Raw genomic sequence first — 10,189 nt, 5'->3', positions numbered from 1 at the left:
TGGTCTACCTGTCTTCCTTGTCTTGCCTAAACCCCCATCTTAAAAAACCTACCCTTGTGAGCCCATCTCCCCCATCTCCCCTGCACCCCCAACACCTCCGCTTCCTTTCTTCTTGAAACAGATAATGGGAGAAAAAAGAATTAACACAATTATAAATGACAAATGACGACCTCCGCCTTTAACGTTTATTGTCCCCACCTACTTACCTATTTACGTTCAGGATGGGTTGTTTCTGGGGATGCAGCCGCCATTTGACTAATCCGAGCAATCAATTGATAGAGACGTCCAGAATCTTTGCGGTTAAAGTAAAAAATTAAGCGGGGCAAATCCGCTGTTTCATCCGGAAGTTCTTCCGGTAAAGCGTTGCTCTTGTCAATCTGACCTTTGACGACAATATCACTAAACTCAGCATTAAGCTGTTCAACCTCAGCATCAGATAATTCTGATTTAAGCCGCATCACGAACCGATCGCCGACATAACGACTAGAGTGATAGACACTGTAGAACTGATGAATTGCCTCATAAGCCACATCCAGATTATCCGTCACCGTATAAAGGCTAGTATCTTCCGGGCTGATTAACCCTCGTTGAATTAAATGCTTGCGAAGATAGGCATCCCAATCGTGCCAGTATGTACCACCAGGGCGATCAATCAAGACTAATGGCACCGGTTCAAGCCGCCCGGTTTGACAGAGGGTTAAACATTCAAACGCTTCATCCTGTGTACCAAAGCCACCAGGAAAAAGTGCGATCGCGTCACTTTCTTTAAGGAAGAATAGTTTGCGGGTAAAGAAATATTTAAACCGAATCAGTTTTGGATCTCCCTGAATAAACGGATTCGTTTCCTCAAAGGGAAGCTGAATATTCAAACCAAAGGAATTTTCCGCGCCAGCACCTAAATGTCCTGCCTCCATAATGCCACCGCCAGCGCCTGTCATCACCATAAAACCGTGCTGGGTCAAATAGCGGGCAAACTCAGCAGCGATTTTATATTCTGGTGTCTGGGAGTCAATCCGGGCTGAACCAAAAATCGTGACCTTGCGAACGTGACGATAGGGATAGAATACTTGAAAGGCAGATTCCATATCCTCTAACGTCGCCGTGAGGATTTTCCAATCTAGGCGATCAATCTCCTCCTGAGTCAGCCGAACCAGTACGCCTAAAGCACGTTGAATCCATTTTTCATCAGTCAGATTTGGCAGTCGCTCAATAAGTGCCGCTAAATCGCTCTTAAGTAACTGTGGATCAGAGTATGAAGGAGATGGAGTCATTGCTACTTTCTCTAACGGCTCTCTATTTTATCAATGATTTGTTATTGGTCATTTGTCATTGGTCATTCGTCCTTCGTCATTTGTCCTTTGTTGATTGTTCATGGTTCATTGGTGATCCTCTTCCCCAGCTTCCCCATCTTCCCCGGCTTCCAGACGTAGCATGCTAAGTCTCTACATTCTCCTGCACCCGGAACACTAAGACTCGACCTCTCGATAAACATAAATATCTCGCTCCCGCCCTACAGCAAATCTGAGGGAATGAGATAAGGTTTTGCTCGATTGAGTCGTGAAAATAATCACAGCTAAGACAATCAAACCCGCTGCGCCCAGAAAAATGCTGGGATAGCCCAGAGGTTCAGCCATCGTACCCCAAACCGGACCTGCGATCGCAATCCCTAAATCAAACCCTGCAATACAAGCCGAGAACACGCGCCCACGTTCATGGGCACCGGAGCGATCGGAAATTAAGGCGATCATCAAGGGTAATAAAATCCCCGCCCCTGATCCTTGAATTAAACCAATCACCAAAAAGGCTTGTGGAGTTTGCGCTTGAGAAAACAGGGTTAAGGCGATTCCATAGCCAATCAGACTCCCGGTAATAAACACGCCTCGTCCGTACCGATCAGATGCCCGCCCCGCGATTAAACGCATCCCGAAACTCCCTATCGCCACCGCCGTGAAAAACCAGCCCGGATTTAAATCGACATTTGTGGCTCGGATATACAACGCCGCAAATGTACTCACCCCACCAAACGCCAACCCAGCCAAAAGCAACACCACAGCCGGAATCCGCAACCGGGGACTCACCAATAGCTGCCAGAATCCTTTGAATGTCAGTTTAGCTGTTTTCGATTTTGCTCCCTGGATTCGCTCAGGTTCCCGCACCTGGCTAGCACAAACAAACGCTAATAAACCCAGTCCCCCAGAAAATAGAAAAAACGCGGTGTAACCCGCTTGAGCCTCCAGCAATCCCCCCAAGGCTGGACCTAATCCCATACCCAAGGGCGTCACCAGACTCATATAGCCAATCAACTCTCCTCGCTGACCTACGGGTGACAAATCGGTCACCAAGGCGATATAACCTGTCGTAAATGCCGCTAAACCAATCCCGTGAAAGACCCGGATTGCCATTAACCAGGCAATCGAATCCGCAAACAAATACCCTAAGGGTGCGATCGCCATCACAATCGTACCAATCAGGATCACCAGTTTACGGCTATGTTGATCGGCTAAATGTCCCAACCGTTGTCGAAACATTAACAACCCGATCGCAAAGCCGCCCATCACCATCCCGACTTGCTGGGTTGTTCCCCCCATGTCTTCAATGTAAGGGGGTAATGCTGGTAGCATCGAAGCTAAACTTGACCAAAACAGAAGACCCGCCGCGAATAGAGCGAGTAGGTTCCTGCGTTGTTGCGCTTCCATGGTTATGAAGATTTTCATCTTGAGTCCATCCTGGTTCTATTTACTATTCTTAACATTTGACGAAACAACCTCCCTCGCCCGATAGATGGGTCTGTCTGCATCGGCAACGGTAGAATCCAATCACCAAATGTAAAGATTCAGTGAAGATTAAGCAAATATTAAGAAAGCAAAAATTGGTTTAAATCTTTGGCATAATTTAATCATGGAAATTTAATTTAAGTGGTTACGTTTAATCATTTTTTGTCATAAAACCCCTTACAAAATGCAGATAAAACAAGAAATCCATTGTCCGAATTGTGGCAGTAAAGCTCAACGAGAATACTGTTTTAAAACGAATATCTCTAATACTCAATGTCCAGCGTGTGATTACTTGATGATCAACTGCTTCCGCACGGGTAAAGTGTTAGAAGCTTATGCACCAGGACTTTATTCTCATCGTTAGAACGTTATTAAGTTAGAACATAAGCTGTCATGCATTTAAATTGGGTATTAGTAGCGAGCAAGATGCTCGCACTACAAGGCTTTCGCCATTATTGACATTAAGGTTTAAATGCCGAACAGCTTATCCATAGATTCAGAGTAGGGACACAACATGTCCTGTATAAGCTGTGAGGTACACAGACAGATCCCCGACAACTCCTACGAAGTCGGGGATCTTGCTTAAGGCTGTACCTCATCAACCACCAAATCTGCTGTATCTGCTAAAGGCAAATTCTCAATATATCTCTAATTTACGCTGTCTGAGTGCTGCTTGCTGGACTTGACAGTCGTAGAAGAATCTGAATATACTGTTCATAGTACAAATGTACTAAATGCGAACTAGGCGATCGCGAGTCCAGTGAACAGCCCTAGACACCCAGATCACACCCATACCCAAACCCTAAAGGCTAACCTAGGGAACATGCGATCGCGGATTAATGTAAGTTATTGAGAATAAGGAGACTAATTGTGGTTGCAACAAAAGACAGCAAAGACCAAATTTTTAAAGCCTTTGAGCAAATCCTGAACCAACGCAAAACCATTGACTCCAAAATCGCCACAAAGGAAGAAGAAGCTGAGAAACAGAAAAATCAACAGGTTCTAGACGTCGCCTCAACCTACACCGTTGATAGTATTGTCAAAGGACTCGCAGATTTACAATTAGACTTTGGCACAATTATTAATCAACTCTCGGAAAAATTAACCAGCGAATCAGCAAAAGGGGATCAACTCAAGTTAGCTATTCAGGTAGAAACGCAGCAATTACAATACTTGCAACAAATTCGCGTCGTCGCTGATGCTTTGCATATTCTCACCCAAGAACACCAAGAAAACCTGAAACGTCTTGAGCAAACCACCACAGAACAGCGTCAGTCAATTGAGAAAGATAAAGCCGATAAGCACAAATCGTGGTTAAAAGAACAGGCGGAATTTGAGCAGAAGGTTCAGGAAGAAGCTGAATCATTAGCCAAAGAGCGACAACAGCAAGAATCTGACTATACTTACCAACTAGAACGTCAGCGCAAAATTGAGGCTGATGAATACGAAACCTTAAAACGTAACCAAGAACGAGAACTGCGCGAAGCCAACCAAGAAAAAGAAAAACATTGGTCGGAACGGGAAAAGATTCTGCAAGAGCGTCAGCCTCTATTTAAAGACTATCAGCAAAAAGTTGATAACTTCCCCAAAGACTTAGACGAATCGGTGAAGAAAGCCAGAGAAGAGGCGATTAAAGACGTTCACCAAGACGCCAAAGTCAAAGCGGAGTTACTGGATAAAGAATGGGAAGCCAATAAGCAAAGTTATGAGTTCAAAGTTCAGTCCCTGGAAGAAACCATTCAAAAGCAGACTGAACAAATTAATCAACTCTATGCTCAGTTGCAGGATAGCCTCAAGCAGTCTCAAGCGTTGGCGATGAGAGCGTTTGATAGTTCGACAAATAATAATGAACAAAAAACTAAAGCCTAAACCAATTATGTAGGGGCGGGTTTTACTGATAACGTTTTGCACAAAACCGATAACTTAACTAAACCCGCCCCTCTAGGGTAAGCAGGTTTGTAGCAGCGGGTTTTACCGATAACGTTTTGGAGAAAACCGATAACGTAACTAAACCCGCCCTAACCCAACCCTTAACTTATCATTCATCACAACTCAAAATAACCCAGGTAAGAATTATGGCAAGCAAACCCAATAGCAAAAACACCAAAGCTGAAATTCTCGAATCTTATGAAGAATTATGGAAAGAGCGGAAAGAGTTAGAAAGTAAACTAAAACAACTTCAGAAAGAGGTCAAAAATAACGGCGCATCCCAAAATGGTCAGCACGCTGGAATCGTGAGTAAAAAGCTGTCTACCGCTTCCGATAAAATGACAGCAACAATGGATTGTCTGGTTGAGTTGCAAGTTGGATTTGGGGGAGCGGTGAGTGAGTTATCGGAAAAACTCACAACTGAAGCCGCAAGTTTACAAGAATTGCGCCAAGCGGTTGCCGAAGAAACCCAACAGCTTGAAGCTTTATATGATTTAGACGACATTGAAGAAGATACGCTGGATGAGTTAATTGAAACTTACGAAGAAAACTCCAAAGCCTTTGAAGCCGAACTCAGTCAACAGCGAGAGGCATTAGAACAAGAAATTCAGGACTTGCGTCAAGCTTGGCAAAAAGAGCAAGCTGAACATCAACAGGCAATTAAGGAACGGAACGAAGACTATCAAAGAAGTCGTCAACGGGACGAGCAAGAGTACAAGTATGATTTGGAATTACGTCGTAATTTAGATCAGGATACTTACGAACAGCAGCAGAAAACGCTGTACAAGGAATTGGAAGAAGCCAATCAAGCGCAACAACAGCAATGGGAGGAACGAGAAAAGGCGATCGCACAACAGGAAAAGACGTTTGATGAGTTAAAATCTAAGGTAGACGCCTTTGACCAAGAGAAGGAAGCGGCGGTGAAGAAAGCCAAAGAACAAGGAAAGGCGATCGCGAATAATCAAGTTAAAGTTAAGGCTGATTTACAACAGTTAGAAATCGACGGACAAAAGCGGTTCTATGACCTACGGATTGAATCGCTGCAAGAAACCATTGAAAATCAAGAAGCCCGCATTGAAAATCTCTCCAAACAACTGGATGCGGCGCTGAAACAGGTGCAGGATTTAGCAGTTAAGGCAATTGAAGGAACCTCAAATTCCAATTCTTATCAGGCGCTGAAAGAAATCGCCTTAGAACAGGCTAAAGGACAAACCAAGAACAAGTAAACAAACGGGTAACAGCACATCTGGAATTTGTAGAGACGTTCCATGGAACGTCTCTCGCCTTGCTGAAACATGATACCAAATCCGCTTTTGTAACCCCCTTTATACCTTGATTCCTGTTGCCTGTTGCCTGTTGCCTGTTGCCTGTTGCCTTGTCCCTACCATAAAGGGGGTAGTTGACCCAGATTTAGTCTAATTGGGCGATAGACACGAATATGGTCTAATCTGGGTTTGGTAATTTGTAAAAAATGTTGAGGAGAGAAACTTGGAGCGGACATTTCTGATGATTAAGCCAGATGGCGTCCAGCGTAATCTGGTGGGTGAAATTATCCAACGGCTGGAAACAAAAGGCTTTACCCTGGTGGGACTCAAGCTGATGAGTGTTAGCCGGGAACTGGCTGAACAACATTATGCAGTTCACAAAGACAAGGGATTTTTTGCTGGACTCATCGAATTCATCACCTCTGGTCCGGTTGTGGCAATGGTTTGGGAAGGGGAGGGGATTATCGCCTCCGCCCGGAAAATCATTGGTGCAACCAATCCCCTCAGCGCTGAACCGGGAACGATTCGGGGTGATTTTGGCGTTACCGTTGGTCGCAACCTGATTCATGGTTCCGATGGGTCAGACACGGCTAAAGAGGAAATTAAGCTTTGGTTTAAGGATGAGGAACTGGTAAGCTGGCAACCAACCATCAATCCTTGGATTTACGAGTAAGGATTTGATCCGTTTATTGTTTGTCGGGGTACGATAGAGTGTACTTCAACAATAACAGTAATAGGATTGACGCATAGTCTCATGTAGGGTGGGCATTGCCCACCCTACCTATATAGTTTAAATCCTCAAATTGCGTAAATCCTAAGTGATAATAAAAAAGGGAGTCTTTCTCAAATGACAGTGAGTCCAAATTACGCCTATATCTCTCCAGAAGACTATTTAGAAGGAGAGAGAGTGTCCCCAATCAAGCATGAATATATTCGTGGGGAAGTTTATGCCATGGCAGGTGCTAGTAAAGCCCATGGTATCATTGCTCTTAACTTAGCCACCCGGCTAAGAAGCCATCTGCGGGGGAGAGGTTGTATCCCTTACATGGCAGATATGAAAGTCCAGATTGAAGCGGCTAGTATTTATTATTATCCCGATGTCACGGTAACTTGTGATGAACGGGATAATTCTTCCTCTGACGAAGACTTTATTCGCTATCCTTGTTTAGTCGTTGAAGTCCTATCTCCTAAAACCGCCGCCTTTGATAGAGGGGATAAATTTGCCGACTACAGAACTATAGACACTCTAGAAGACTACGTACTAATTAATCAAGAACGGATGAGTGTAGAGTATTTTCGGCGTAATTCTGAAGGACTTTGGGTTCTCCATCCCTATAGCCAAGGGGAAGAAGTTCACTTGGCTAGTGTTGATTTTCACTGTCCTATCGAAGCATTGTATGAGGATGTTATAGGACTTTAAGTAGAGACGTTGCATGCAACGTCTCTACAAACCGCTATTATGCTTACCGACGCTCTAGCGTCAGCTAATTCGGGATTTATCCTTTCTTCTGCCTTTTTGAATGCTCTCGTTTGAACAAGGCTCCAAATCCCAGAGATATTGACGTTCACACAAGCTTTAAAGAATTGAACGTAACTTCCATTACACTGACCGACGATGCATCACATACTGGCGTCAATGATGATGGCTGGGTTCCTGTTCACTAACTAAGGTAAACTGCATATCCCCCTCAAGGCTGAGAGATAGAATCAATAAACGAGGCATCTTGGTTGCCAATTGGCGATTCCCATCGACTATGACTCCCAACCGTTTTGTGTTCTATCTCAAAGTGCAGCGCGTCGAACAGGCTTGTCTGTTTGAGTTGTCCTGGGGGCGAGGACAACAAATTGGTGTGACTGTACCCTATCCAGAAACCCTAACCAGACTGTATCAGGAGTGGAGTTCAGTCTATCTGAGTTTCTATAAGCAAGCGCTGCGAGGGCGGGTGTCTCAGATGGGGAACTTGAGGAAACCACCCATCGATTGGCACGCGAAACTGGTTCAAGCTGAGGCAAAGTTACTCTACGAGTTTCATCAATGGTTGCGGCGAGGGGAGTTGTTTGAACTTCGTTCTCGTATCGTTCAGGCGGTTCGAGATCAGGGGACGAAAGATACTACCCCGATTATCGAAATTTTTATTACCTGTAATCCCCTAGAACTCGCCCGATTACCCTGGGAAGCTTGGGAAATTGGCACCGAGTTTGCGGTACAGGGTCAAATTCATATCCTGCGGACACCTCTGACGATTCAAGGGACAACGGTGACACCGAGGCGGCGGCGACGGGCGCGGGTTTTGGTGATTTGGGGAGATGATACCGGATTAAATTTTAACGCGGATCAAGAGGCGGTGCGATCGCTCTCTGGAATTGCTGAGGTTGTGTTTGTCGGTTGGCAACCGGGACAGGAAACGGATGCATTAAAAACGGAAATTGTCAAGCAGATTACCGATGAACGCGGCTGGGATATCTTATTTTTCGCAGGTCATAGTAATGAAACCATATTAACCGGAGGAGAGTTTGCGATCGCGCCGGGAGTGTCTCTGAATTTCAGTGAAATCGCCACCCCGCTGAAAATCGCCAAGGAACGCGGCTTACAATTTGCCCTGTTTAACTCCTGTAATGGACTCAGTTTAGCCAATTCCCTGATTGATTTGGGCTTTCCTCAGGTGGCGGTGATGCGAGAACCGATTCACAATCAAGTCGCCCAAGAATTCCTGGTGCAGTTTCTGCAACGGTTAGCCCAGTTTCATGATGTGCAAGAATCTCTGCGGGCGGCTTGTCAGTATCTCAAATTAGAAAAGCATCTCACCTATCCTAGCGCCTATCTAGTTCCCTCCCTATTTCGCCATCCTGACGCCCCCCCATTTCGCTTAGAACCCACAGGTTGGAAGCAACGGGTCAAGCGTTGGTTACCAACCAAACCCGAAGCGATCGCACTTTTGGTTCTCATGTTTCTTAGTTTACGCCCTGGGGTGCAAGATTTTCTACTAGAACGACGGGTTTGGATGCAGTCGGTTTATCGGAATATTACTGAACAGCTTCCTACAGAGAAATCTCCCTCTGTTCTCTTAGTGCATATTGATCGCGAGTCTCTCATCCATGCCAATATTGATGCACGCCGCATTAATCCCATTGACCGCACCTATTTAGCTCGTCTTATTGATCAGCTTACTGCATTAGATGCCAAAGTGATTGGCTTAGATTATCTTCTGGATAGTCCCACCGATGAAGATGATGTTCTGGCGCAGTCTATTCAGCAATCCATTGACAAAAAACAAACCTGGTTAGTCTTTGCTTCGGCAAAAACTGGGAACGAAGAACTAGGAATCATTGATAGTCTCGCCCACCCTAATTGGAGTTTAGAGGCTTATATTAATGCGCCGCTTTGGTATACCAAACTTCTCTCCCCTAATGCCAATTGTGCCGATAGTTGTTCCTTTGCCTATTTATTAGCCCTCGCCCACGCCGCCAATCAAACCCCTAATCCGAATTTACCCCAACCGCAGCGATTAACCGAGACGGATTCATCGGCAAATTTCCGCACCCGATTCATTCACTATTTAGACAACAATCCTGCACCCAATCCCCTCACGAAATTTTTGCATCCGTTGCGTCTTCCTGCAATTACGAACCCATCGCGAAATTTCCAACAACTTTGGTTATATCCAATTATTGATTTTTCCATTCCCCCGGATTATGCTTATCAAACAATTGCCGCTTGGGAGTTACTAGAAAATACCGAGAATGCACCAACAGCGGCACAATTAAACCAGCAACTTGTCCTGATTGCAGCGGGTGGATATGACCAAGCTGGGGTAACTGATGGAGGGAGTGATAACTTTCCCATTCCTATGGCTTTATCCTATTGGCGATCGCAAAATCCGCACCTGAATTATCCCCCTGTATATACAGGGGGCGAATCTCATGCCTATACCATGCACCAATTATTAAGCCAGCGATTAGTAATTCCAATACCAGATTTATGGATGGTTGGTATTGCGGCATTTCTCGGTAAAGGAATGGTGTTACTCATCAGTGAACGCCAACAAATTCGGACAGGACAAGGGTTGCTACTATTAACCAGTGCAACCGCTATTTATGGAATCATTAGCTTACAGGTTTATATTTGCGCCGCCCTATTGGTTCCCTTGTTTTTACCATCAGTTACAATTTGGATTTACGCACTACCTATTTTTTGGAGACGATTGAAGGGTGAATCTTAAC

General features: G+C 44.9%; 8 protein-coding genes and 1 pseudogene. 6 read left to right on the top strand and 3 right to left on the bottom strand.

Going from position 1 to position 10,189, the window contains the following annotated elements; translation table 11 throughout:
* Positions 1-206: 206 nt before the first annotated feature.
* Together RIG66_RS01185 and RIG66_RS01180 are read right to left on the bottom strand one after the other, a co-directional pair.
* Positions 207-1,271 carry an LOG family protein gene (locus tag RIG66_RS01185; RefSeq protein WP_446374422.1) on the bottom strand — a complete coding sequence of 355 codons (1,065 nt, stop codon included), beginning with the start codon at positions 1,269-1,271 and terminating at the stop codon, positions 207-209.
* 195 nt (positions 1,272-1,466) lie between these two features.
* Positions 1,467-2,714 (bottom strand): MFS transporter, encoded by a 1,248-nt coding sequence (locus RIG66_RS01180; RefSeq protein WP_446374420.1) that lies wholly within the window; start codon positions 2,712-2,714, stop codon positions 1,467-1,469.
* Positions 2,715-2,958: 244 nt separating this feature from the next.
* Between RIG66_RS01180 and RIG66_RS01175 the strand changes: the two genes are divergently transcribed.
* The 5 genes from RIG66_RS01175 (at position 2,959) to RIG66_RS01155 (ending at position 7,388) form a co-directional block, all read left to right on the top strand.
* Positions 2,959-3,138 (top strand): replication restart DNA helicase PriA, encoded by a 180-nt coding sequence (locus tag RIG66_RS01175; protein WP_446374418.1) that lies wholly within the window; start codon positions 2,959-2,961, stop codon positions 3,136-3,138.
* Positions 3,139-3,644: 506 nt separating this feature from the next.
* The gene (locus RIG66_RS01170; protein WP_446374416.1) at positions 3,645-4,643 is read left to right on the top strand and encodes a hypothetical protein; all 999 of its coding nucleotides are present in this window, start codon (positions 3,645-3,647) and stop codon (positions 4,641-4,643) included.
* A gap of 203 nt (positions 4,644-4,846) precedes the next feature.
* Positions 4,847-5,929, top strand: coding sequence for a hypothetical protein (locus RIG66_RS01165; protein ID WP_446374426.1), 1,083 nt, complete (start codon positions 4,847-4,849; stop codon positions 5,927-5,929).
* A gap of 262 nt (positions 5,930-6,191) precedes the next feature.
* Positions 6,192-6,641, top strand: coding sequence for a nucleoside-diphosphate kinase (ndk, locus tag RIG66_RS01160; protein WP_006100767.1), 450 nt, complete (start codon positions 6,192-6,194; stop codon positions 6,639-6,641).
* Between the two features lie 174 nt (positions 6,642-6,815).
* Complete coding sequence (locus RIG66_RS01155) at positions 6,816-7,388, top strand: Uma2 family endonuclease (RefSeq protein WP_446374414.1); 573 nt, start codon at positions 6,816-6,818, stop codon at positions 7,386-7,388.
* 76 nt (positions 7,389-7,464) lie between these two features.
* Here RIG66_RS01155 and RIG66_RS01150 read toward each other — a convergent pair.
* Positions 7,465-7,530 (bottom strand): annotated as a pseudogene (locus RIG66_RS01150) (PEP-CTERM sorting domain-containing protein); the annotation flags it as partial.
* A 192-nt stretch (positions 7,531-7,722) separates the two neighbouring features.
* On the opposite strand from RIG66_RS01150, the gene RIG66_RS01145 reads away from it, so the two are divergent.
* Positions 7,723-10,188: a CHASE2 domain-containing protein gene (locus RIG66_RS01145; RefSeq protein ID WP_446374412.1), complete on the top strand. Its 2,466-nt coding sequence runs from the start codon at positions 7,723-7,725 to the stop codon at positions 10,186-10,188.
* Position 10,189: the final 1 nt, after the last annotated feature.

It is taken from the genome of Coleofasciculus sp. E2-BRE-01, assembly GCF_040221695.1.
In the GTDB taxonomy this organism is placed as follows: domain Bacteria; phylum Cyanobacteriota; class Cyanobacteriia; order Cyanobacteriales; family Coleofasciculaceae; genus Coleofasciculus.
This window is presented reverse-complemented; position numbering and strand designations above follow the sequence as displayed.

Coding starts and splice junctions, on each gene's coding strand:
- RIG66_RS01185 (WP_446374422.1), bottom strand. CDS start 1,271: ATGACTCCATCTCCTTCATACTCTGATCCACAGTTACTTAAGAGCGAT.
- RIG66_RS01180 (WP_446374420.1), bottom strand. CDS start 2,714: ATGAAAATCTTCATAACCATGGAAGCGCAACAACGCAGGAACCTACTC.
- RIG66_RS01175 (WP_446374418.1), top strand. CDS start 2,959: ATGCAGATAAAACAAGAAATCCATTGTCCGAATTGTGGCAGTAAAGCT.
- RIG66_RS01155 (WP_446374414.1), top strand. CDS start 6,816: ATGACAGTGAGTCCAAATTACGCCTATATCTCTCCAGAAGACTATTTA.
- RIG66_RS01145 (WP_446374412.1), top strand. CDS start 7,723: ATGACTCCCAACCGTTTTGTGTTCTATCTCAAAGTGCAGCGCGTCGAA.